The sequence below is a fragment of the Variovorax sp. YR752 genome (assembly GCF_943372545.1).
Genome location: NZ_CALRZC010000120.1, coordinates 1 through 24,203, shown reverse-complemented (window position 1 = coordinate 24,203; position 24,203 = coordinate 1). Strand labels below are relative to the sequence as shown.

Here is a 24,203-nt window from a genome sequence, read left to right as displayed (position 1 = left end):
AGCGCCGCTGTCGATGCCTTGCCCGAGGATGGCCCAGCCCTGGGCGAGCGGCTGTTCCGTACCGTCGTCGGCGCCCGGTCCGGCGCGGCCTTCTCGGTGCACACCTCGTCGTGGGACTTCATCGAGCATGCCGACCGCAAGCTGCATCTGGCCGTGCCGCAGATGCTCGACTGGCTGCGCGCGCTGGACCCGATGACGGCCGGCCCGGACCCGGCCTGGCCATTCGTGCTGTCGGCCGGCCAGCGGCGGCTGAACAACGCCAACCAGATCCTGCGCGACCCCGGCACCCGCACCAGTGATCCGGACGGCGCCTTGTACATCCACCCCGACGACCTGGCCGCGCTGGGTGTGGCCGACCGCGGTGCGGTGCTGGTGGAGACGGCACGCGCCCGCATGGTCGTGCGCGCGAAGGCCACCGACTCGATGCGCCGCGGCCACGTCGCCCTGCCCCACGGCTACGGCCAGCGGCATCCGTCGGCCGATGGCACCCGCCAAGTCGTTGGCCCGCCGATCAACTGGCTGACCGACGGCGCGGCACGCGACCCCGTGGCCGACACTCCGCACCACAAGCATGTCCCGGTGCGCCTTCACGCAGCGCCGGACGATGCAGCGCTGAACACGGTGCTGCCGGCGCCCGCCACCGCGCATTGACCTTCAGCAGCCAAGGAACCAGCCATGGCCGCACCCGACAGCGGCCGCGTGACGATGGACATCGACCGGGATGCTGCACCATCACCGTCGACAACACCGCCAAGAAGAACGCCTGCACGCCGGCCAGCACACCACCGCCGGGCTGAACATGCCGCGCTTCTTCGGCCCCACCGCCGAACCGAACCGCCGCCGACGCCGCCTGCTTCCAGCAACTGGAGTCGCGCCGCGGCATCGCCCCGCTGGGCGGCGAGCAGGCCGCGATCGCGTGCATCCCCGCGATCAAGGAACAGGTCTTCGCCAGCGAAGACTTCAAGGAGGGCATCCAGTCCTTCGTGGAGCGGCGCAAGGCCAGGTTCTCCGGCCGCTGAACGCGACGGGAGCCCGGCCGCACGAACGGGCGCAGCGGGGCTCGGGAAAATCGAGAAGCGCGCCACACAGCAACCGGCCGAGGCCTGCTGGCCCGATGCCATTCAATTGCCTGGGGCTTAGCATGCGGGCCCATGGCGCTGAGGTTTGGAAGAGTCCCCAGCGCAACCTGGCAGGTTCAAGATCTGAACATCAAGCGAGTCCCCATGCCAACGCGATCCTCTGGCGCGACGTCGCGATCGCGCCGGCAGTTGCTTGCCGGCATGCTTGGTCTTGCGGCGGGCTGTGCGCGTGCGCAGGGCCGCGTGGCGCGCCTGGTGGTCGGTTTCGGGCCGGGCGGCACCTCCGACCTCGCTGCACGTGCGGTCAGCGGCTCGTTGCGCGACGCCATGGGCGGCGAAGTCATTGTCGAGAACAGGCCAGGCGCCGGTGGCCAACTGGCCATCGAACACGTTCGCGGCGCAGCGCCGGACGGCAGCGTCGCGCTGCTCGTGCCCGACGCGGTCATGTTCCTGTATCCGCATGTCTATCGCCATCTGAGATATGACCCGGAGCGCGACTTCGTGCCGGTGGCACGTGTGGCCAACCTGGCCATCGGGCTCTATGTCGGGCCGATGGTGCCGGCCTCGGTGCTCACTGTCGCCGACTTCGTGCAATGGGTGCGGGCGGACGACCGGCGGGCCGTCTTCGGAACGTCCGCGGCCGGCGCAACGCCGCACTTTGTCGGCGAGATGTTCGCCCGCGCGGCGGGCTTGAGCATGACAGCCGTGCACTATCGCGGCGGAGCCCCCGGGATCCAGGACCTCGCAGGCGGGCAACTGCCGGCCATGTTCGGTGCCGTGCCCGACGGCTCGGTGATGCAGAGCGCCGGCCGCGTGCGCGCTCTGGCCACGACCGGGCCTCGCCGCAGCGCGGCAACGCCAGATGTGCCGACGTTTGCCGAGCAGAGCTTCGGCGACCTCGTGGTCGAGGACGGACTGGGGGTCTATCTGCCGGCCGGCGCCACAAGCTCGACGGTGGAACGAATGGCCCTCGCGATGCTTCGCTCGCTCGACAGCGCCGAGGCGCGCCGGGTCTTCGAGTCGATCGGCCTGGACAAGGGCTACGAAGGGCCCGAGGCGTTTGCTCAGCGGCTGCGAAGGGAGCGCGCAAGGTGGGCCGGCATCATCCGGTCCACAGGCTTCAAGGCGCTGGACGAGCGCTGAGGTCCAGCGCTGCGGCAATCTGGCCGGCGAGGCCCGTGAGGCCGAGGTTCAGTTGGCTGGCCTGATCCAGCATCATGCGCAGGTCGAGTCCCTTGCGCACGCCGTCCATGATGGCTCGCGCCAGGTTCTCCATCGAAACGGCGCCAATGCTGCCGCAAGCACCCGCCAGTGCGTGCGCGGCCTGCTGAAGCGCTTCAGGGTCACTCGTTTCGATGGCCCGAGCCAGCGCCGTGTCGCCCCGCTGGTAGTAGCCGGCAAAGCAGCGCAACACACGCTCCAGCGTGCCCGCGTCGTGACCGACGCGCCACAACGCACTCTGAACGTCAATCGCCTGCAGCCCTTGCAGGCGCAGTTCGAGCGACTGGCCTCTGCTGGCCGGCACCGCCTGCGGCACCACAGGCGCAGGCACCGGCAACCAGGCCAGCAGAACCTGATACAGCCGGTCCGGATCCACCGGCTTGGCGACATGGTCGTTCATCCCGGCGTCGATGCAGGCGGCGCGGTCGTCGTCGAAGGCATTGGCCGTCATCGCAATGATGGCGACAGCCGGGCCGCGCGCCCGGCGGATGCGGCGTGTTGCCTCCAGTCCGTCGATGCCGGGCATCTGCACGTCCATCAGGATGAGGTCGTACGCACGCGCCGAAGCCAGTTCGACGGCGCGCACTCCATCGTCGGCTGTCTCCACGTCCAGCTGTGCGCGCCGCAGCAGTTCCGTGGCCACCTCGCGGTTGATCGGGTTGTCCTCCACCAGCAGCACGCGCTGGCCCGCATGTCGCTGCGACAGGGTCTGCCGGGCGGATCCCCGGTCATCCGCGGCCGGCGGCAAGGCGGCGGCCGCACTGTGGCGCAGCAGTCGCAGCAGGGTCTCGAGCAGCGCAGATGTCGACGTGGGCTTGTCCAACACCTCGAGGCAGCCGACCGCGGACGCCCGCTCCCGCAGCCCCGGGTCGGAGAACGCGGTGAACAGAATCGTTCGCGGCATGCCGGCGCCCAGCAGACGGCGCAGCGCATCGAGCGTCGCGATACCGTCCAACCCGGGCATCCTCCAGTCCACGAGCACCACGTCGAAGGTCCGGCCGGCGGCGTACTCGTCCTGCACGAGTTCGAGCGCCGCGTCACCATTGGGTGCTGTCTTCACGTCCATCCCGAACAGCACCAGACGCTGCGCCTCGGCGGCCAGTGCCTCCGGCAGGTCATCGACGATCAGCGCACGCAGGCCGGCCAGTGAGACCGATCCAGCACGCCCGGAGGCATGCTCGGCGTGGGCCAGCTTCACACGAATCCAGAACGTGCTGCCCTGCCCGACCACGCTGTCCGCGCCGGCATCGCCACCCATCATCCGAGCCAGGTGCCGGGTCAACGCCAGGCCCAGACCCGTTCCACCGTGGCGACGAGCGAGCGAGGTGTCGGCCTGCTCGAAGGGCTCGAACAACTGCGCCAGGCGCGTGGCGTCGATCCCGGGGCCCGTGTCCTGAACCTCGAATCGAAGTTCGAGCCGGCGTCCGTCATCAACCGCCACGGTGCCGCGCAGCCGCACCCAGCCGGAGTCGGTGAACTTCACGGCGTTGGCCAGCAGGTTGATCAAGGCCTGTGACAGCCGCGTCGCGTCGCCCCTGGCGTGCTGCGGCAGATGGTCGGCGTCCAGCACCAGTTCCAGGCCCTTGTCCTGCGCCGCAGCGCTGACCATCTGCATCGCACCGGCCATCACCTCTTCCAGCGAGAAGTCGGCCTCGCGCAGGGCCATCTTGCCGGCCTCGATCTTCGACAGATCCAGGATGTCGTTGATGACCCGCAACAGGTGTTTGGCAGCGCCGTCGATCTTGGACAGGCGGTCGCGGTGCTGCGGGTCGCGCAGTTCGTGAGACAACAGGTGCGTCAGCCCGATGATCGCGTTCATCGGCGTGCGGATCTCGTGGCTCATGTTGGCCAGGAAGGCACTCTTGGCACGATTGGCCTCGTCGGCCAGGCTCGCTCGTCGTGCCAACAACTCGTTGGCACGCGCAAGCTCGGCGGTCCGCTGGATCACCAGTTCGGCCAGTTCGGCATGGGAACGCTGCAATCGGGCCTCGGCCTCGTGGCGCGTGCTCACGTCGACATGCAGGCCGATCACACCCACGGGCTGCCCGGCTTCGTCGTAGACGCCGACGCCGGCCGACTCGGCCCAGAACAAGCTGCCATCCTTGCGCCGGTATCGGATCTCGAAGATGGCGTCGCGATCGTCCAGCGCCTGCCGAAAGCTCAGCGCGCCCACTCCGTGGTAGTCGGCAGGGTCCGCATAGAAGAAGCTGGGGTCACGGCCGGTCACCTCCGCCGACTGATAGCCGAACATGCGCGTGAAGCCAGGATTCACCGCCTCGATGCGTCGTTGCGCGTCAATGAGCACGATGGCGTGCGGAAGGCGGTCGAACAGGGCTTGAAACGCCTGGGCAAGGTCGCGTACGGGCATTGGACGATTGTGCCCGCGCACGACGCAGCCACAGAAGTCGCCGGTCCTCGAACATCGGGCCGACAGGCCCTCCAGTCATCGCCCTGCAACGACGCTCGACTCGCCACCGCCCGTCGAGTGCGACAACCGAACCGCCTGCGGCGTCGATCCAGTCCACGTCTGGAACGCTCGCACGAAGGAGTTGGGATCCTCGAAGCCGAGCAGGAAGGAAATCTCCGCGCCGGACAGCGACGAGTTGCGGAGGTAGTGGTGCGCCAGCGAATGGCGCAGGGCATCGAGCGTCTGCTGGAAACTGCTGCCCTCCTCACGCAGCCTGCGCTGCAGGGTGCGCGTGCTGACACCGAGCTTCCTGCACACGGCCGCCATCGACACCTCGCCGGCAGGCAGGGCTTCGACCAGCGCGCCACGCACGCGTTCGACGGTGCTGGCGTGCGTCTCCAAGTCGGCCAGGCGCTGGCGCAGCGCCGGCTCGAAGAACTTCCACATGCCGTGGTTCGCCGTGAGGAACGGCCGCTGCGTGTCTTCCGCCGCGAACACCACGGTGGGCACGGGCAGGTCTTCCACCGGCACACCGAACCAGTTGGCGTAGGCGCGCGCATCGCTGGCCGAGAGACCGGGTGCAGGCCATCCGACGCGCAACGGGTGGACGGGGCTGCGCGTGGCCAGGCGCGCGAGTTGCACGAAGAAGACCAGCTTGAACGCCATCAGCACGCGCGGCGGCGTCAGCGCGCGGTCGAGGAACTCCAGCGCGGCCGTCGTGCGGCCTGCCTTGTGTTCGATCTTCAGCGCCATCGGCCCGCTCTTGTACCTGGCCAGGCGCGCCAGCGCACTGTTCATGTCGTCGCTGCACAAGGCGACGAAGAGTTCCGGATTGAACCAATCGGTCGAGAACTTGTGCGCAAAGCGCAAGGGCGCCGGGCCGCCCGCTGGCCCGGCCTCGTCCTCGATGGCTTCCCAGAGCCGGTAGTAGGTTGCGGAATCGAGCCGGACACTCTCGCGTGCGAACAAATCGCCGGGCAACTTCGCGCGGCGCAGAACGTTGGCGCTGTTCACCCCGGCGTCCTGCAACAGGACTTTCCAGGCTGGCCAGACCGAGTACGTCCGGGCCTGGGCAAGACGGTCGTTGACGGTCGTCGGGTCGTCGGTGCGCGCGGGTTGCATGCGCAGAGTCTAGTTGGCGCGTCGCGCCATGGCATCGGCGGATCGCGCCAGACCGACGAGTCTCGTTGGCGCGTTTCGCAGCCAATCTGGCGCCATCGGCGAGTGCGCGCCTGCGGAGCCGTCGGAACAATGGCGTCATGGCATCGACAGAGCGAGCGACATGAAGCTGACCGTCAACGGAAAGACCCACGCGATCGACGTCGAGCCCGAGATGCCGCTGCTGTGGGTGCTGCGTGACGAACTGAACCTGCCTGGCACCAAGTTCGGTTGCGGCATGGCGCAGTGCGGCGCCTGCACCGTGCATGTGGACGGCAACGCGGTGCGCTCGTGCGTGACGCCGGTCGGCTCTGTCAGCGGTGCCGTCACCACGATCGAGGGTCTGGGCACGCCGGCCGCCTTGCACGCCGTGCAGGCGGCCTGGGTCGAGCACCAGGTCGCGCAGTGCGGCTACTGCCAGTCGGGCCAGATCATGAGTGCCGCCGCACTGCTGCAGAAGAACCCGGCGCCCACCGACGCCGACATCGACGCAGCCATGTCGGGCAACCTGTGCCGCTGCGGCGCCTATCCGCGCATTCGCGCGGCCATCCATGACGCTGCCAGGCGCGTCCCGCGCACAGCGGGAGCCTGACCATGGGCAAGCTCGCCACCATCGCTCGCCGCACGTTCCTGATCGGCTCGGCCGCCGTCGCCGGTGGCGTCGCCTTCGGCGTCTACAAGTTCAGGCAGGAGGCGCCCAACCCGCTGCTGGACGAACTGCCGCAAGGCGCCACCGCCCTCACACCCTACGTGCGCATCGATGCCCAGGGCGTGACGCTGATCACCCCGCGTGCCGAGATGGGCCAGGGCATCCACACCACGCTCGCGGCGCTGGTGGCCGAGGAGCTGGACGTGGCCTGGGACAGCATCCGCGTCGAGCATGGCCCGCCCGGCGCGGCCTACTACAACCGCGCCCTGGTGGAGCACAACGTCCCCTTCTCCGACCTGGACCACAGCACTGCCGCCGAAGCCATGCGCAGCGCCATGCGCGTGATGGCCAAGCTGGTGCCGATGCAGATCACCGGCGGCTCCTCCAACGTGGCCGACCTGTTCGACCGGATGCGTGTGGCTGGCGCCGCGGCGCGGTTCGCGCTGGTGGCGGCCGCGGCGCAGAAGCTCGGTCTGAAGGCGGCGCAACTGAAGACCGACAACGGCCACGTGATCGCGCCCGACGGCCGACGCCTGACCTACGTGGAACTGGCACCGGCCGCCGCCGCGATCGAGCTGCCCGCCAGAGCGCCGCTCAAGGCCCGCGAGCAGTGGCGCTACCTCGGCCAATCGATGCCGCGGGTCGACATGGTGGGCAAGTGCACCGGCACGGCCACCTTCGGCATCGACGTGCGGCTGCCCGACATGGTGTTCGCCACCGTGCGCATGAACCCGGCGAAAGGCGCGGCGCTCGTCAAGTTCGACGCCACCGCAGCCAAGGCGATGCGCGGCGTGTTGAAGGTGGTCGAGCTGCCCGGCGGCGTCGCCGTCATCGCCGACAACACCTGGCGTGCCTTCCAGGCCGTACAGGCCGTGCAGTGCGACTGGGCCGAGCCCGGCTACCCGGCCAGCACGATGGCGATGATGGAGGCCATCGTTGCATCGATGACCGAGAAAAGCCGCGACAGCCGGCTGCGTGACGACGGTGACGTCGACGAGGCACTGGCCAGTGCCACGGTATCCGCGGTGCCCGCCGTGCTCGAAGCCGAGTACCGCGTTCCCTTCCTGGCGCACGCGACGATGGAGCCGATGAACGCTGTCGCCTGGCTGCATGACGGCCGACTCGACATCTGGGCCGGCGTGCAGAACCCCACCGCAGCGCGTGACCTGGCGGCCAAGGTGGCAGGCCTGGCCGCCACCCAGGTGCACCTGCACGTCATGCTGATGGGCGGAGGCTTCGGCCGGCGCCTCGAGCCGGACTTCGTGGTGCAGGCCGCGCAACTGGCGGTGGCGATGGCGGGCAAGCCGGTCAAGCTGACCTGGCGACGCGAAGAAGACATGGCGCAGGACTTCTACCGCCCCGCGGCGGTGGCACGTCTGCGCGGCGCGACGGAGGGCAAGCAGGTGCGCGCGCTCGACGTGCGGGTGGCTTCGTCGTCGGTGGCCGAGTCGAACCTCGGCCGCATCGGCCTGCCGGCCCTGGGGCCGGACCGGCTGATCATCGAAGGCGCCTACGACCAGCCCTACGGCATCGCCCACTACCGCGCCACCGCCTACCGCACGCCGGCCGGCCGGCCGGTGAGCTACACGCGTTCGGTGGGCAACTCGTACAACGGTTTCTTCATCGAGAGCTTCATCGACGAACTGGCCGCACAGGCGGGTGCCGACCCGGTACAGATGCGGCTGGAGTTGCTCAGCCACGAGCCGTCACGCCAGGTGCTGTCGGCCGTCGCCGCGATGTCGGGCTGGGGCCAGCCGCTGGCCGCCGGCCGCGGCCGCGGGGTGGCCTTCCACCTGTGCCGCGGGGTGCCGGTGGCCCAGGTGGTCGAGATCACGGTGACGCAGCAAGGCGTGAAGATCGACAAGGTCTTCGTCGCCGTCGACGTGGGCACCGCGCTGGACCCGCGCAACCTCGAAGCGCAAGTGCAGTCGGGTGTGATCTTCGGGCTCAGTGCCGCGCTGCATGGCGAGATCAGCTTCGCCAAGGGCGCGGCCGAGCAGAGCAATTTCCACGACTACCCGGTGCTGCGCATGCAGCAGGCGCCTCGGATCGTGGTCAAGGTGCTGGAGAGCGGCGACCCGATCCGCGGCGTCGGCGAAATCGGCGTGCCGCCGGTGGCCCCGGCACTGGCCAACGCGATCTTCCATGCCACCGGAACGCGCATTCGTGAGCTGCCGCTGGGCAAGCACGTCGACTTTGCCTGAGGGCAACGCATCGAATGCGCAGGCGGGTGGCCTCAGTTCGGGAATGGCGCCGGGTTGGCCAGGTAGGCCTTGAACAGGCGGGCGAACTGACCACCGTCGGTCGTGATGGTTGCCGACGTGCTACCACCTGCGCTGAACACGATGGCGAACACCCCGTTCGCCGTGTACTGGGTCGGATGCGTCAGCATGTACTGCACCCGGTTGTCCCGGTAGTGTTCCGGCGTGCCGCCGGGGGTGGCCGAAGGCACCCCCATGGGCGTTTGCCAGAACAGGATGGGCAGGTTGCCGAGGATGCTGCGCACGGTGCTCCACTGCGCGAGGCTCTCGCTGAAGTTGGGCGACGTGGTATTGGTCTCGTCCCAGTAGAAAGGCCCGTTGCCACGGCCCTTGCACTCGTCCACCGGCGTCGGCATTTCGAAGCAGCCGGCATCACGGTCGCTCGTCTGGCCCACGATGAAGTCCGCCTTGTCTGCGCCGACCTTCGCCATGAAGTTGCCGACGCTGGTGGCGCTCTGGCCCCAGAACGAGGGCGGGAATCCGATCTTCGCCTTCGGCGCGTAGGTCCGCCCGAGGGTCAGCAGGCACCCGGCGATGCCTGCCACGTTGTCCGGCTGGCTGGCGCATTCGGGGACCATGCTGACGCGCGCCGGCAGCGTCGTCGGATCGCCGCCGGTTGCCTTGGCCTGCGCGAAGCCCCAGAAGTCGGGTTCGAGGTTGACCAGGGTGGGCTGGCCGGTGGCGCCAATCTTCTGGTACATCAGCTTTGCTTGCGCCCAGTAGGTCGTCATGAACGTCACGTCGTTGACCGGGGTCATGTTGGCTTCGCCATCGGTGGCCATCTGATACAGCGTGAACATCGGCACGGCCCCGATCGCCTTGTCGTTGGCCGAGACGTAAGTCACATAGGCACCGTCCGGACTGTTCCAGTAGGGCCATGAGCCCGGGCCGACACCGACGAGGTAGGTGTCGATGATGTCCGGACTGATCTGCTGACTCGTCATGTCCGAGATCTCGTTGCCGGCGCCAAGCCCGACGAGCAGCCGAGCCGGTGTGCCAAGCGCTGTGTTGATCGACGGTGCAGGTGCAGGTGCAGGTGCAGGTGCAGGTGCAGGTGCAGGTGCAGGTGCAGGTGCAGGTGCAGGTGCAGGTGCAGGTGCAGGTGCAGGTGCAGGTGCGGGTGCGGGTGCGGGTGCGGGTGCGGGTGCGGGTGCGGGCCCAGGCGTACCTGCTGCAGGCGCTTCTGCCGACGTGCCCGACGACCCACCGCCGCAAGCCGCGACCCACGCACTCAGCAGGCCAATCGCGAGCAGGCGCGCGCGATGCTGAAGGTTCGGCGACGCAGATGGACAGGATCTGACACTGGACGGTTTGCTCGCATTTCCGAGGATCGGTGACATGGCTTGGTTCTCAGTCTGGAAGTTGTGCATCGAAGCAGTGCTGCATGCCGGATCTCCTGGCCGTCACGCCTGCTCGCCGACCGCGATCGTCGATGCACGACGGTCGGGATCGTCGACGGGCGTGGCCAGACGCGCATGCAAATCGAATGCGAGGTCGTTGTCGGGATCCTGGTCGAGGATCACCTGCAGCATCCGTATCGCGGTATTCCGGTGTCCGCCTTGCACGGCGGCTGCAGCCAGGCCGAGCACACGGGTGACCCAGGGCTGCGCTTTGGCGTGGCCCGGAAGCGCCCGCGTGGGGGAGGAATGCGATCGCGCCAGTCGCGCTGCAAGTTGCCGGCCGAGTGCCGTCGGCGATGCTCCGCGAACCGTGCCGCACGTGCGGCCCACGGACGACGCGAGGAGATACTCGACCGTCAGCAGCCGATCGCGCCGCGTCAGCGTCGCGAGCAGGACCGTCGCATCCGGGCTGCGGGCGTGGATCGCATCGACGATCGCATCGGTACGCGAGCCCTCGATGCCGGCGGTCATCTCCCGAACCTTCACCGCCGGCAGGCGGCGCATGCGCGCATGCACTGCGAGCGAGTGGCCGAGCAGTTCGAGCTGGTACGCGATGTCCGGGTGGATCCCACCTGCGCCGACGCCTCGCGACGCGAGCGGCACGAGGGCCAGCAAGGGCTCATGCGCCGCCGGCAGCTCCGACAGGAGCGACGCGGCGGCGCTGTCGTCCGGCTCTGCGCGCGGGTGCGCCAGCAGCCGGTACCCCTTGCCATAGACCGTCTGGATCAGACCGGACGCGGCGCTGCTTCGCCGCACGACCTGGCGAATCCGGGCGATGGCCTGCGCGACCATCTCGGGCGACCCGCTGTCGCCGTCCCAGACGGTCTCCAGCAGCTCCGACGCGTCGACGACACGATGGCGATTGCGGTACAGGTGCACGAGCACGTCGAACGGCTTCGGAGCGAGCGTGCGATGCCGTCCGTCGATCCAGAACTCTCGGCGCTCGACGTCCAGCATGCAACTGGCGAACCGGAACTGCCGACGCATGTCCCCGTTGGGCGGCTCGTGAGGGACATGAGCATCCTGCCGCACGCCGGGTGCACGAGACAGGTCCCGCCCCAGGCGCCGGAACAGTGGGAGCGCGGCCGGCGACCGAACGAGTTGTTCCAGCAGCGCCGCAGCCTCTGTGTGCCGGTGGCAGCGCCGCGCCAGCAGCGCGCGCGCGTACAGCAGGTTGGCCGTGCTCGACTCGCCCTGCAGGTGCGGCTGCGCCGAAGCCCGGTCGAGCTCCGCCTGTGCGGTGCTCAGCCGATCGCAGCGCACCAGCGCTTCCACCAGCCATGGCAGCAACGGCGCTTCGCCGGCGAGATTGCCGCGCAGCCGCAGCTCCGCGGCAGAGCGCAGGAAGCACTCGGCGGCTTCGGCGGCCCGGCCTGCAGCCAGTGCAGCGTGCCCGTGCGCCTGCCAGAGATAGCCCTCGTCCTGTATGTCGGCTGGCCGCGGCAGTTGCGACAGCAACTCGGCGGCGGCATCCGGCCGGCCTTGCAACCGATGCAGAAGACAGTGGACGTTGGCCACAAAGCTGGCCACGTTGACATCGCTTTCGATGGCCAGCGCCGTGGCACTCGCCTCCTCTGCGAACGGACGTGCCTCCTCGAGCCGGTCGGCATGGATCAGATCGCCTGCCAGGTTCAGGCAGGCGTTGACCAGCGTGGTGCGGGCTCGGAAGCGGCGGGCGCCGTTCACGAGCTTCACGTTCCACTGGATGGCCTGCTCGACATTGCCGGACAGCGAACTCATGACCGCCCGCAGCCACAGCACGTTCAGCATGCCGAAGTGGCTGCCGATGCGCATGAAGATCGCTTGTGCTTCGTCCAGGTTCGTCCGGACGGAGTGCATCTCGCCGAGACGGCACTCCACGGATGCCAGCAGCGTCAGGTTGCGACCCAGCCAATCCGGCGGCATGCACCTGCGTCCCACCTGCAGCGCCTGTTGCAGGCTCAGCGCCGCCTCGCGCAAGCGGCCCTTCACGTGGTGCAGCGTCGCCAGGCTCTGCTGCGTCTGCGCCTCGAGCGCGGCATCGCCGTCGCGGATGGCGGCCTGCAGCAGCAGCGCAGCGCGCGCCGGCCCATCGTCGCTGCCGCAGATCGCCTGGACCCGCAGCAGTTCGAGTTCGAGGCGAGGGAAGTCCGGTTCGATGATGTGCAGCAGTTCGAAGGCGCGCAGCGCGGCGACGTGGCTTTGCTCGGCCGCCGACTGCCGCGCAAGCGAGAACAGTTCGAGCGCGAGCTCGGAGCAACGCCTCATGGGTGCCACGGACGCAGGCAGACGGCGGGCGCCCAGCAGATGGTGGTGCAGGGCCTGAATGGCCGGGACGACCAGCCCGGCGACCGTGGCGGCGCGCACCTGCAGGGTTGCCTCCTCGGCGTCATCCATGTCGTGGATCGTGAGCGTCAGTTCGAACGCCGTACCCGTCTGCGCCAGGGACCCGGCGATGGTGAAGCGGGCACCGCATGCCCGGACCATCGCCCGGATGTGCTGGCGCACCGGGTCACGAGGCACGTCCAGCGCCGGAGCCTCCTGCACCTGCAGGCGCGCGCTGAGCGACAAGCCGTGCGCGATGCAGGCGGCGAGCCCGTGCTCGACCCAGCGGAGTTCGGGCCGCCCTGTCGCGTTGTGCAGCGAGCCGATGAGCAACTGGATGGCGGTCGCGGAACGTGATGGCGCCATCGGCGGGCCGCCCGTGTCGGACCGAGGCACGTCGAGGATGTAGCCGACGCGAGGGACGGTGCGGATGATGGGTTCGTTGCCGTCGTCTCCGATGGCCCGCCGCGCGGCACGGATCGCTTGCCGCAGTGCAGCCGGTGATGCGCCGCCTTCGGGCCTCAGCGCGGCCAGCATTTCCTGCGTCGTGACCACCCGATGGCGGAAGCGGGCCAGCCGCTCAAGGACGCGCCACGCCCGGGGTTCGATCGCTGCGGCCACGCCCTGGCGCACGACCTGCCGGCGCATCAGGTCGAGAGCGCCCCCCGGCAATGCGATGACCAGGTCGGTCATGGCGCCAGCCTTCTCGTCGGCAACGCGCGTGGGGTCCGACGTGTCGACGGTCGTGGAAGGGACTGGCGCAGTGCGGCGGGCATCATCGACAGCAGGAAGGACAGGCCCGCGACAGGCCGTCGTTGCTGTACGGGCCGACCACCGGGGAACGGTATCGGGTACTTCGGCAGGAATCCGGCCAGGTGAAGCGTCCCGACACCGGTCCTTCGTGGTCAATCTCACGTCAGATGCCCGAAGCGAGATGCTGGACACTGGCCCGCCTTGCGGCGGCGCCAGACGAGCCGGTGCGGCGATCTCGGTCACGACCGGGCCGCTAAAGCACGTCGATGCCGACACGGATCGCAACAGAGGTCACCCACAGCAGCATGAGGTCCTGCGGCCGCCGCATATTGACCGCCAGCACCGGAGCCTGCGCCAAGTCGCGGTAGCACGCGAGACCGCCCGCGTCGCCGGCAGACAGTCGCTCGACCGCCACGACGATGCCCTTCTCGAACAGCAGCGGACACGCGGCCCGCGCATCGCGCAAGGCCTGTATCGCACCCGGGTCGCCGTGGTCGATGACAAGCACGACGCCGGTCGGCCCTTCGTCCGCCAGTTCGGCCAGTCTCGAAAGCGTCCAGCGGCGGCCGTCGCCCAGCAAGCGCGTCGCATACGCAGGTTCGCTGCGCCGCTCGTACAGCGGCAGTCTGCGCAGACGCTCGAGCCATGTGCGGACCGCCGTCGAAATGCACGCGCTCGACATCCGGCGTCGGCCATCCGCGGCGTCGCAGGCGCTGCCGAGCGCGTGCCCGGCACCGCCATGGGCTTGGCGCACCTCGCGTGGAAACTCGAGAATCATGTCGCGTTTCTCCAGGAGCGATTGGAACGGGCCGCCGAGCCGTCGCACCTGCTGTGGCCGCGCTCACTGGCCGTGAACGTATCGAAGGTATCCGCCGCATTGCGCCCGAACCTGATGGAAGCGTGACGAAGCGACAGCGAACCATCATTCGGGGGGGTGCCGTGGCGCCGAGCCTGCGCCCGCGGGCGCGGAAATGAAGCGGTTCACACTGGGCTCGACGAGATCTGTTCGGAGCGCCTCGACGAGCGGCAGGCGTTGTCCCCGAGCTGCGCGGCGCTCGGCCATCAGCGAGTCCTCGGGCACCCGGACGTGCCGCTTCGCGATCAGCCTCTCGATGCCGCGCCGGCCGATCGAATGCGAACGGCCAGCCACTTCGCTGGACAACGAGAAGAAGTGCCCGTTCGTGCTTCGCCACGTCACACACACATCCGTCCACTGGCCCATCAGCATCATTCGCAGGCGAAAGCCGGGCAGCATGGCAGCCAGCAGTTCGCCGACGTTGGGCACCGCCTCCCCTGCCGCCTCCGCACCGCCGGGTCCCGCGTCCGACGCATCACGAAGCACCTTTGCACGCCGCCATGAGTCGACGAACAAGGGGCTCAGCAGAGTCGCGCCAAACCTCAGCAGTTCAATCCGGACCGCATGCCGCGACGAGGACCGCTCGGTGATGTGCCGCAACGCCGACGCCCAGCGCTCCGGCGAATACGGCCACTCCTCGCCGGCCGACACCTCGACCTGTTGCCGTGCCGGCAACGCCGCCCGTGCTGCATCGCTCAATGCCTGGGCCGCCTGCATGGTCGCCTCGTGGAGTTCGCCGGATTGCGTGTCGCGCTGACGCCCGGACACCGTCGGGCCGGATCCGGGCAGCCGCTGCAGCACGCGCGCAAGCGCATCGCGGCGGTCCCACAGCCGCTCGAGCGCCGTGCGGCACTCGATCCGAAGATCGACGTCGGTCGACGTCGCGCTACCGGCTGCCAATTGGACCAGCCCCGCCTCGAGAACCTCGCGCACCATGTTGGACAGGGGCGGACGGGAATCCGGTGCGGAAGGATGATCGGGTGGCGAGCGCATCGACACACAGTGTCCCCATGGACTCGCGCGCAGTCATGACGGAGTTGTGACGACCGAAACGAGCCACGCAACCGTTGACGCTGCGTCCGGCCAGCTGAAGTCCCTCATGAAGACTTCTCTCGCTTGGCGAGGCGAGCGCGTCGTTCAATCGTGGCATTCGAGCGAGACCTGCAAGCCAAGTTCGGGTCGGGCGCGGCGTCCATCGCGTCTTCGGAGCCGATGGCATCGGCGCCTCGGCGACAACGGACATGCCCTGAACTGCGGCCTGCTTGGTGATGAACGCCAGGCCGGGCCTGGCCGAACGGACTGGCTTGGTGGTCGTGACGGACCATCGCTGCTGCACGCGCAGCGAGTGCAAGTCTCGGTGCCGGATCCGAGATCGCCTGCGATACCCATCGAAATGGCGCCGGACAAGATCGTGATCGCATCCCTTGGCGTCGCCCAGGATCTGCGAGCCACGCCAGCAGTCATGCGCAACAGGGCAGCTTACCGATTGGGATGAACCTGCCATGCCGCCTGCAGGCGCACGACCTCGCGCGCCACCACGTCATGTACCGCCTTGCGCAGCCAGCGGCTCGCCGGCTCTTCATGGGCACGCCGGTGCCAATGCTGCATGACCTTGAAGCGCCGCTGCGCGACCGGCAGTGCGAAGACCCTCAGCCTCGTACCAAGCGGATGCAGACCGACCAGCGTGGCCGGAACGGCAGCCACCACGTCGGTGGACGCCACCAGTGATGGCACGGACAAGAAGTCCGGCACTCTCGTCACGACGCGCCGCTCCGGAGAGAGGGCCTCCAGCGCCGCCTCGATGCGGCTCAATGCCGGCCCGCGCGGTGCTACCGCGCAGTGCATGCAACGCAGATAGCCCGCCAGCGTGTCGAGCTGGGCAGCCAGCGGATGCCCGACGCGGGCGATTCCCACGTACTGCTCCTCGAGCAGTTGCTGGCGCACCAGCGTGGCATGTGTCTTCCACGGCGTGCCGATCACCAAGTCCAGCCGGCCGGCTTCCAGTTCCGCCCAGACATCGTGTCCGTCCAACCGGACCACTTCGATCTCCACCTTGAGGCGAGCCTCGTCGATGATCCGCAACAACCCAGGCAGGATCAGCAACTCGGCCAGATCCAGCATGTGCACCCGAAAGCGCTGGGGCACGCGCTCCGGCTCGAAGGCGATGGACAGGCTTTGCAGGCGGTCGAAGTCGAGCAGCAGTCGCGTGGCCTCCTCGGCCAGGCGCATCCCCAGCGCCGTGGGCGCCAGGCGCCGGCCGGAACGCACGAAGAGCGCATCGCGATAGTGCTGGCGCAGCTGGTCGAGCGCATGGCTCAGCGTCGATTGCGACTTTCCAAGGCTCGCGGCTGCGGCCGTCACGGTGCCCATGCGCGCCAGTTCCCGCACCACCCGCATCAGCCCGACATCGATCTCCCGAGTTGATCGTGACATGCACCTGTCCTTTCCATCGACCGTATCGATGGATGGTATGGGATCGATCGCTGCGCCGGGGTCGGGACCGCTCCTACGATCCGCGGCAAACAAGTCGAGGCAGGAGACAAGCATGAAACGACGCTCGCTGCCGCTGGACGTGCCGCTGGCCGCCTGCATGGGGTTCTCTGCCTTGGCCCAGGGCACGGGCACGACTGCAGGGGGGCCGATCCGGATCGGCCCACATGGGCAGGACGGCGATCGTCGACAACATGCCCGGCGCCGGCAGCACGCTCGGCGCCGCCGACGTGGCGAGGTCCATCCCCGATGGCCAGACGCTGCTGACTTGGGCGCTGGGGACCTGCCCGCACCTGATCGCGGCTGCCCTCGCGCGCTCGACCGGTGCGGATCTCAACATCGTGGCCTGCAAGGGGAGCGCCCCGGCAGTGCAGGAACTGGAATGACCTCCTTCACGACACCCGCGGTCGAGGAGCGCTGGATTGGCAGCAGTGCCGATCCGCAAGCTCGCCTGTTCGTCCGTGCACGAGGGCCGCGAGGCGCGATACCGCTCGTGCTGGTGCATGGCTTCTTCCAGCCGGCCTCCGCGATCCTGGACGTACCGGGCTGGTCCCTTCAGCACACGCTCGCGGCGAGCGGGCGGCGTGTGGTGCTGTTCGACCTGCGCGGCTACGGCCGCTCGTCGCGGCCCGGCTTCATGGACAGCCCGCCCGGGCAGAGTTCGCCCGCGCTGGGCTGCCTTGCCGACGCGGTGGCGGATATCGAGGACGTTGTTCAGCACGTCTGTGAAACCGAAGACTGCGCCGAGGTCGACCTGCTCGGCTACTCGTGGGGCACAGCCCGCAGTGCCGCGTACGCGCTGGCCCACCCCCAGCGCGTGCGGCGGCTGGTGCTGTACGCGCCCGTCTGGTGCCCGCGCAACGGCGCCGCCGCCGAGGCGGCCTCGCCTGGGGATCCGACGCGCCTCGACTCACGCCTCGGTGGCTACCGCATGTTCGGTCCGGGTGACCTGTCTCGCCAGTGGGACGCGGAGATCGGGCCACAGGATCCTCGAGTCTTCCGCGATCCACGGGTGGTGGAAGCGGCCGAGCAAGCCTTGTTCGCGTCGGACGCCATGCTGGGCGGACGGAGCTACCGCGCGCCGTTGGGCCCCATGCTCGATGCGCTGGGTGTCTCGCGGGGGCGGCCGCTCTTCGATGCGGCCGCGCTGCGCGGCGACGTCCTGCTCGTGCGCGGGGATTGTGACCGGCTGTCCGTCGCCGACGACGCAGCCGGGTTGTTCGCGCAGATGCGAACGCCCGACCGGCGCCTCGTGACCATCGCTCAGGGTACGCACCTGCTGCATCTGGAGCATGCGCGCTGGCAGCTCATCGACGAGATCGTCGGATTTCTTGGCACAACGCGGCGGCCCGTGCCGCAGGCCATCACGCCATGAGAACGGTGGCGGATCGCCGCAAGAACCCCTTCCTTCACCACCCCTCGCCGGCATCGACCGGCATACGGAGACAACGAACCATGTTCCCGATCCCTCGCGCCGCGCGCGCGCTGCTGCGCTCGCTTGCCCTCGCCGCCGCCGCCGGCCCCGCCCTCGCCCAGGACGCGGTCACCCTCAAGGTGCACCACTTCCTGCCGGCCGGATCCACGGCCCACACGCAGTTCATCCAGCCGTGGTGCGACAAGGTCGCCAGGGAGTCGGGCCAGAGGCTGAAGTGCCAGATCTATCCGTCGATGCAGCTCGGCGGCACGCCGCCCCAACTGATCGAGCAGGCCAAGGACGGCGTGGCCGACATCGTGTGGACGCTCTCGGGTTACACCGCCGGGCGCTTCCCGCTCACGGAAGTGTTCGAACTGCCCTTCATGATGCAGAACCCCGAGGCCACCAGCAGGGCGCTGTGGGACTACGTCGCACAGTACGCACAGGCCGAGTACGCCGGAGTGCATCCGATCGCCTTCCACGTGCATGGGGACGGGGTGTTCCACCTGCGCGAGAAGCCCATCAGGACGATGGGCGACCTGAAGGGCCTGAAGCTCCGCGCCCCCACGCGCCAGACCAGCCGGATGCTCGCCGCCCTGGGCGCCACGCCGGTGGCGATGCCCGTGCCGCAGGTGAGCGAGGCGCTCAGCAAGGGCGTGATCGACGGCGCCGTGGTCCCCTACGAGGTGGTGCCTTCCGTGAAGATCCAGGAGATCGTCAAGTACCACTCCGAGACCGACCCGGCCGAGCCGGCGCTGTACACCGCGACCTTCATGTTCGTGATGAACAAGGCGAAGTACGACGGCCTCGCGCCCGAGCTGAAGAAGGTGATCGACGCCAACAGCGGCCAGGCCCTCTCCGGTCAGGTCGGGAAGGTCTTCTTCGCCGCCGACGGTGAGGCCAAGAAGCTCACTGCGCGCAACACCACCAACGTGATCGGCCGCGACGAGATCGCGCTGTGGAAGAAGGCCTCGCAACCGGTGGTCGACCAGTGGGTCGCCGATGTCACGGCCAAGGGCGCGAATGGTCAGCAACTGCTTGGCGCCGCGCGCGCGCTGATCGACAAACACGCTGCCGGGAAGTGACGCGATGAGCGAGCTTCTCCCCGGAGCAGATCCGGCTGCAGCGGGCGCCATGCCCGGCTTCGGGCGCTTCGGCCGCAGGCTGCTGGGCGTGTCCAAGCTGCTGGCGATGGCCGGTGGCCTGGTCTTCGTGCTGCTCGTGCTGATGAGCATCGTCAGCATCGTCGGCCGAAAGCTCGCCGCCTCGCCCGTGCCTGGCGACGTCGAACTGCTGCAGATGTGTGCGTCCTTCGCCTGCGCGAGCTTCTTCGCCTACTGCCACCTGATCGGCGGCGACGTGAAGGTCGATTTCTTCACCAGCCGTTGCTCCGCTCGCACGGTGCATGTGCTGGACGCCGCGGGCTCCGCCTTGTTTGCCGCCGTCGGCGGCGTGCTCGCATGGCGTTCGGGGGTGGGCGCGTTGGCGGTGCGTGACGCGGGCGAGACCAGCGTCATCCTGGGCTGGCCGATCTGGGTCGCCCAGATCCTGATGGTGCCGGGCTTTGCGCTGATGGCCGTGGCGGGCCTGTACATGGTCGGTGCCCATCTGCGCGCGCCCGCTGTCAGCGCCGCGCGCGAGGCGCATCCGTGAGCGGCGTCGCGATCGGCACCCTGCTCTTCGCCCTGCTGATGGCGCTGCTGGCGCTGCGCGTGCCCATTGGCATCGCCATGTTCGTGATGGGCTCGGGCGGCTACCTCGCGCTCTCGGACTGGAGCTTCGTGCCGCTGCTGTCCGCATGGAAGAACGTCGGCTACGCGCGCCTGTCGAACTACGACCTGATCGTGATCCCGATGTTCCTGCTGATGGGCCAGTTCGCCACGCACGGCGGCCTGAGCGCGGCGCTGTTCCGGTTCGTCGCGGCCTTCATGGGGCACTTGAAGGGCGGCATGGCGATGGCCTCGATCGGCGCCTGTGCGGGCTTCGGCGCCATCTGCGGCAGTTCGCTGGCGACGGCGGCCACGATGGGGCAGGTGGCGCTGCCCGAACTCAGGCGCTTCGGCTATGCCGGCAGCTTGTCCACCGGTGCGCTGGCCGCCGGCGGCACGCTGGGCATCATGATCCCGCCCTCGGTGCCGCTGGTGATCTACGCCATCCTCACGCAGGAGTCGATCGGCAAGCTGTTCGTGGCCGCGGTCGTGCCCGGCCTGATCGCGATGGTCGGCTACATGATCGTGGTGAAGATCGTCGTCACGCTGCGGCCCGCCGCCGGCCCGGCCGGCCCGCGCGTCGCGTGGGGCGAACGCTTGAAGGCATTGGCCCAGGTGGCACCGGTGCTGGGCGTGTTCCTCGTCGTCATCGTCGGCATCTACGGTGGCTGGGCGAACCCCACCGAGGCCGCGGCCATCGGCGCAGCGGCCTGCGGCATCCTGGCGGTGGTGACCGGTGGCATGCGCTGGCGCGGCCTGGTCGACAGCGCGCTGGGCACCGCCCAGGCCACCGCAATGATCTTTCTCGTGCTGCTCGGCGCGGACATGCTCAACACCGCGCTGGCGCTGTCGCAGATGCCGGCGGAGCTGGCCGCCTGGGTCAAGGGCAGCGGCTTCAACCCGATGCTGGTGATGGTGGCCATCCTCACCATCTACATCCTGCTCGGCTGCGTGATGGACAGCCTGGCGATGATCCTGCTGACCATCCCGATCTTCTACCCGGTGGTGATGGGACTGCCCTTCCACGGGCTGACCGATGAGGAGAAGAGCATCTGGTTCGGCATCCTCGCGCTCATGGTGGTGGAGATCGGCCTCGTGCACCCGCCGGTGGGCATGAACGTGTTCATCATCAACCGCCTCGCGAAGGACGTGCCTCTCGTCGAGACCTTCAAGGGCGTGATGCCCTTCCTCGCCTCCGACCTCGTGCGCATCGTGCTGCTGCTGGCGGTGCCGTCGATCTCGCTGGTGCTCGTGCGGTTTCTCGGCAGTTGACGACAAGCCGAAGCAGGCATGCGAGTCACCCCGCATCCATGACATCCATTCACCACATCGCGCCGGCTTGACCGGTGCAAGGAGACAACCCGAAATGACAACGAATCACGACATGCGACGCGCGCCGGTTCGGGCCGGTATTGCCACCGCCCTGGCGGTAGCATTGCCCCTGTTCAGCGGCTGCGGTGGTGGTGGTGGCGGCGGCAGTTCGTCGTCAACCGTCGACTTCGACACCCTGTCGGTCCAGCCTGCTGCGGCGTGCACCATGGCCGGCGTCGGCGCGGCCACCCTCACGGCCGATGCCGCGGTCAACATTCTGGAGGTGAGCACGGGCAGTACCGGCAGCGCCAGCAGCGATCGCGACTACTGCCTGGTCAAGGCACGTGTCGGCGCCAACGTCAACATCTGGGTCGCGCTGCCCAGCGCCAACTGGAACGGCCGGCTGCGCGCCGAAGGCAACGGCGTCTACGCCGGCGCGTCGCAACTGGTGGTGCCCGATGACTCGGTGCGCCAGGGTTTCGTCGGCGTCAAGACCGACACCGGCCACGCCGGCACGGCCAAGGGGCCGCTGCCGGACTTCCTCGACGGCAGCTGGGGCATGGACGCCACCGGTGGCCCGGCGACGCAACTGCAGACCGACTTCGCGCACCGCTCGGAGTACCTGATGTCGGTGATCGGCAAGCAGGTGGCCAAGGCCTTCTACGGGCGCGATCCGGTGCGCTCGTACTGGTACGGCTGCTCCACCGGCGGGCGCCAGGGCCTGATGATGGCGCAGCGTTATCCCGAGGCCTACGACGCGATCCTCGCGGGGGCACCGGCGATCCACTGGGATCGCTTTCAGACCTACCAGATCTGGCCGCAGATGGCGATGAAGTACGAAGCCGGCGGCCCCATGTCGGCGGCCAAGCAAGCCCTGGTGACGGCACGCGCGGTGGCCGCCTGCGATGCCGACGACGGCGTGACCGACGGCGTGATCGACGACCCGCGCCGCTGCAGCTACGACCCGACGAACGACATCGAGATCACGCGCGCCAACTGCTCGGGCGACACCTGCCTGACGCCGGGCGAGGCGAGCGGGGTGAAGAAGATCTGGGGGGGGGCGACCTCGGCCAGCGGGAGCCTGCTGTGGCCGGGCATCGAGCGCGGCGCCGACCTGGGGGCGTTCTCGGGCACCTTCCCGTTCCCGATCCCGATCGAGCAGGCGCGCTACTGGGTGTACTTCGATCCCACCTGGGACTGGAACACGCTGACCTATGCGAACTTCGAGACCTACTTCTATGACAACGCGCGCATGGTCGGCCCGATGATGGCCACCGACAACCCCGACCTGTCGGCGTTCAAGGCGCGCGGCGGCAAGCTCATCCTGTGGCACGGCTGGTCTGACCAACTCATCATGCCGCAGGGAACGGTGAACTATTACGAGCGCGTGCGGCAGGCGGTCAGCGGTTCGGACGAGTTCTCGCGGCTGTACATGGTGCCCGGCATGGCGCATTGCGCCACCGGCAGCGGGGTGTCGGAGTTCGGCCAGGTGGCCAGCGGCGCAGTGGCGGCCGAGCCCAGGACCGACATCTTCCGCGCGCTGATGGCGTGGTCGGAGAAGGGGCAGGCGCCGACGTCGATCACGGCCGCGCGGATCGAGAACGGCAGCACCACCCGCACGCGCCCGCTGTGCCCCTATCCCCAGGTGGCCCGCTACAAGGGCAGCGGCAGCACTGACGATGCAGCCAACTTCAGCTGCGTGACTCGCTGAGGAGCCCGTTCGGCCCTGTACTCGGGGCCGGACGGCATTCTTTCCTTCGCTGCCTGGAGAGCAAGATGAACGACCATCGCCCACCCGCTTGCCGTATCACGCGGCGTTCCGGCCTGCGACTGATCGCCGGTGCCGCGGCGAGCATCGCGCTGCCGAGTCGATCGCAGCCCCGCACCATCCGCATCGGAACGACCTTCGACAACAGCGGTCCCGAGCGCGCCAACGGCTCGGCCAACTTCAAAGGCGCACAGGCCTACTTCCAGGCCGTCAACAAGGCGGGCGGCATCCTCGGCGCCAGGGTCGAACTGGTGCCGGTGGACGACCAGTTCAAGCCCGAACTGGCGAAGGCCAATGCGCTGGCCTTCTCCGCGGACCGCTCGGTCAGCGCCATGCTGACGCCGCTTGGAACGCGGCAGACCGCTGCCATCATGGAATCGGTCAAGGACATGGCCATCGTCGGCCCGGTCACCGGAACCGCGGCGCTGCGCAAGTCCAGTCCGCCGAACGTCTTCTGGGTGCGGGCCACCTACGACCAGGAGGTCGATCGATTGATCCGAACGGCCACGACGCTGGGAATGACCCGGATCGGCATCGTGCATCCGAAGGATCCTCTCGGCCAGTCGGTACTCGCAGCGTTCATCAGGTCGATGGCCGCCGCCAGGCTCGAGCCCGCGATCGTCGCCACGACGCCGGGAACGACCAGCACCGAGGTCGGGCCCGCTGTGGAGGCCGTTGCGAAGGCTCAGGCTCAGGTCGTGATCATGGTCGCCGCAGGCGCGATGCCGGTGCTCGTGCGGGGCTTGCGCGCAGCCAACGTGGCGAGCTCGATGTACGGTCTGTCGATCGGCGCCAGCGCGGCAAATATCGAAGCGCTCGGTCCGATGGGGCGCGGCATTGGCTTCGCCATCGTGGTCCCGCCACCGAACGCGCCGAAGTACGAGATCGTGCGCCGCTATCAGACGGACATGCGCGCCAACGGCGGGGACGACTTCTCGCTGCCGTCGCTGGAGGGCTACGTCAATGCGCGCATCCTGGGCGAAGGTCTGCGCCGCGCCGGACCGAGCCCGACGCGCGAGGGGCTGATCGCCGCGCTCGAGAGGATCGAGGCTTTCGACATCGGCGGCATGCAGATTGGCTACGGCGCAGGCAACCGGCAAGGAGGGGCGTTCGTCGATGTGGCGGTGGTTGGACAGAATGGACGACTGATCGCCTGAACTCCGGTACGACGTGAGCGCGTTGGTGATCCCGGCTGACGCGATCTAGCGTCGAAAGTGCCGTGAGGAGAAGGCGAGCCACTTTCGCGCGCACTTGACTGTCGCCTGACCACGGCGCTGACTTGTATCTTCCAAGCAGACCAGCGCGATACAGTTTGAGCGCCGCTGAGGCGGTCAGACCGGTGCGTGCAGCGTGCGTCTGACAAGGGTGTTGGAGCCCGTGACTGAGTAGATTGCGCACGACCACCGCGCTGGTCTTCTTTGAG

19 protein-coding genes are annotated in these 24,203 nt (G+C 68.7%); 12 read left to right on the top strand and 7 right to left on the bottom strand.

Annotation, left to right across the window (positions count from 1 at the left end):
* Together AAG801_RS24580 and AAG801_RS24575 are read left to right on the top strand one after the other, a co-directional pair.
* Window positions 1-651 (top strand): molybdopterin dinucleotide binding domain-containing protein (locus AAG801_RS24580; RefSeq protein ID WP_341890721.1); only part of this gene is annotated, 651 nt, incomplete at its 5' end.
* 572 nt (window positions 652-1,223) lie between these two features.
* Complete coding sequence (locus AAG801_RS24575) at window positions 1,224-2,222, top strand: tripartite tricarboxylate transporter substrate-binding protein (protein WP_341890720.1); 999 nt, start codon at window positions 1,224-1,226, stop codon at window positions 2,220-2,222.
* Here AAG801_RS24575 and AAG801_RS24570 read toward each other — a convergent pair.
* Both AAG801_RS24570 and AAG801_RS24565 read right to left on the bottom strand, forming a co-directional pair.
* Window positions 2,200-4,668: a response regulator gene (locus AAG801_RS24570; RefSeq protein ID WP_341890719.1), complete on the bottom strand. Its 2,469-nt coding sequence runs from the start codon at window positions 4,666-4,668 to the stop codon at window positions 2,200-2,202. The two genes, AAG801_RS24575 and AAG801_RS24570, sit on opposite strands and share 23 nt — an antisense overlap.
* Before the next feature lie 75 nt (window positions 4,669-4,743).
* Complete coding sequence (locus AAG801_RS24565; protein WP_341890718.1) at window positions 4,744-5,829, bottom strand: helix-turn-helix domain-containing protein; 1,086 nt, start codon at window positions 5,827-5,829, stop codon at window positions 4,744-4,746.
* Window positions 5,830-5,989: 160 nt separating this feature from the next.
* Between AAG801_RS24565 and AAG801_RS24560 the strand changes: the two genes are divergently transcribed.
* A complete protein-coding gene (locus AAG801_RS24560) occupies window positions 5,990-6,457 on the top strand; it encodes a (2Fe-2S)-binding protein (protein WP_341890717.1) in 468 nt (155 codons plus the stop codon).
* A gap of 2 nt (window positions 6,458-6,459) precedes the next feature.
* Window positions 6,460-8,718: a molybdopterin cofactor-binding domain-containing protein gene (locus tag AAG801_RS24555; RefSeq protein ID WP_341890716.1), complete on the top strand. Its 2,259-nt coding sequence runs from the start codon at window positions 6,460-6,462 to the stop codon at window positions 8,716-8,718.
* Between the two features lie 32 nt (window positions 8,719-8,750).
* Here the strand turns inward: AAG801_RS24555 and AAG801_RS24550 are convergent, their stop codons facing one another.
* Window positions 8,751-9,719, bottom strand: a complete 969-nt coding sequence (locus AAG801_RS24550; protein WP_341890715.1) for a hypothetical protein — start codon at window positions 9,717-9,719, stop codon at window positions 8,751-8,753.
* Window positions 9,720-9,793: 74 nt separating this feature from the next.
* Between AAG801_RS24550 and AAG801_RS24545 the strand changes: the two genes are divergently transcribed.
* On the top strand, window positions 9,794-10,075 hold the full coding sequence (locus tag AAG801_RS24545) for a hypothetical protein (protein WP_341890714.1): 282 nt from the start codon (window positions 9,794-9,796) through the stop codon (window positions 10,073-10,075).
* Between the two features lie 103 nt (window positions 10,076-10,178).
* Here AAG801_RS24545 and AAG801_RS24540 read toward each other — a convergent pair whose 3' ends face one another.
* From AAG801_RS24540 to AAG801_RS24525, 4 genes are all read right to left on the bottom strand, one after another.
* A complete protein-coding gene (locus AAG801_RS24540) occupies window positions 10,179-13,172 on the bottom strand; it encodes a winged helix-turn-helix domain-containing protein (RefSeq protein ID WP_341890713.1) in 2,994 nt (997 codons plus the stop codon).
* Window positions 13,173-13,485: 313 nt separating this feature from the next.
* On the bottom strand, window positions 13,486-14,010 hold the full coding sequence (locus AAG801_RS24535; RefSeq protein ID WP_341890712.1) for a hypothetical protein: 525 nt from the start codon (window positions 14,008-14,010) through the stop codon (window positions 13,486-13,488).
* Between the two features lie 144 nt (window positions 14,011-14,154).
* Window positions 14,155-15,024, bottom strand: coding sequence for a hypothetical protein (locus tag AAG801_RS24530; RefSeq protein ID WP_341890711.1), 870 nt, complete (start codon window positions 15,022-15,024; stop codon window positions 14,155-14,157).
* Window positions 15,025-15,567: 543 nt separating this feature from the next.
* Window positions 15,568-16,680, bottom strand: coding sequence for a LysR family transcriptional regulator (locus tag AAG801_RS24525; RefSeq protein WP_341890710.1), 1,113 nt, complete (start codon window positions 16,678-16,680; stop codon window positions 15,568-15,570).
* A 65-nt stretch (window positions 16,681-16,745) separates the two neighbouring features.
* Here AAG801_RS24525 and AAG801_RS24520 point away from each other — a divergent pair, with 65 nt between their 5' ends.
* The 7 genes from AAG801_RS24520 to AAG801_RS24490 all read left to right on the top strand — a co-directional run bounded on the left by AAG801_RS24520 (window position 16,746) and on the right by AAG801_RS24490 (window position 23,937).
* Window positions 16,746-16,964, top strand: a complete 219-nt coding sequence (locus tag AAG801_RS24520) for a hypothetical protein (protein ID WP_341890709.1) — start codon at window positions 16,746-16,748, stop codon at window positions 16,962-16,964.
* The gene (locus tag AAG801_RS24515) at window positions 16,961-17,953 is read left to right on the top strand and encodes an alpha/beta hydrolase (RefSeq protein ID WP_341890708.1); all 993 of its coding nucleotides are present in this window, start codon (window positions 16,961-16,963) and stop codon (window positions 17,951-17,953) included. Before AAG801_RS24520 ends, AAG801_RS24515 begins: the two co-directional genes overlap by 4 nt.
* 80 nt (window positions 17,954-18,033) lie before the next feature.
* The gene (locus AAG801_RS24510) at window positions 18,034-19,077 is read left to right on the top strand and encodes a TRAP transporter substrate-binding protein (protein ID WP_341890707.1); all 1,044 of its coding nucleotides are present in this window, start codon (window positions 18,034-18,036) and stop codon (window positions 19,075-19,077) included.
* Window positions 19,078-19,081: 4 nt separating this feature from the next.
* The gene (locus AAG801_RS24505; RefSeq protein WP_341890706.1) at window positions 19,082-19,645 is read left to right on the top strand and encodes a TRAP transporter small permease; all 564 of its coding nucleotides are present in this window, start codon (window positions 19,082-19,084) and stop codon (window positions 19,643-19,645) included.
* Window positions 19,642-20,973, top strand: a complete 1,332-nt coding sequence (locus tag AAG801_RS24500; RefSeq protein ID WP_341890705.1) for a TRAP transporter large permease — start codon at window positions 19,642-19,644, stop codon at window positions 20,971-20,973. The genes AAG801_RS24505 and AAG801_RS24500 overlap by 4 nt, the downstream gene beginning before the upstream one ends.
* A 94-nt stretch (window positions 20,974-21,067) precedes the next feature.
* On the top strand, window positions 21,068-22,723 hold the full coding sequence (locus tag AAG801_RS24495; RefSeq protein ID WP_341890704.1) for a tannase/feruloyl esterase family alpha/beta hydrolase: 1,656 nt from the start codon (window positions 21,068-21,070) through the stop codon (window positions 22,721-22,723).
* A gap of 65 nt (window positions 22,724-22,788) precedes the next feature.
* The gene (locus AAG801_RS24490; protein WP_341890703.1) at window positions 22,789-23,937 is read left to right on the top strand and encodes an ABC transporter substrate-binding protein; all 1,149 of its coding nucleotides are present in this window, start codon (window positions 22,789-22,791) and stop codon (window positions 23,935-23,937) included.
* Window positions 23,938-24,203 lie beyond the last annotated feature (266 nt).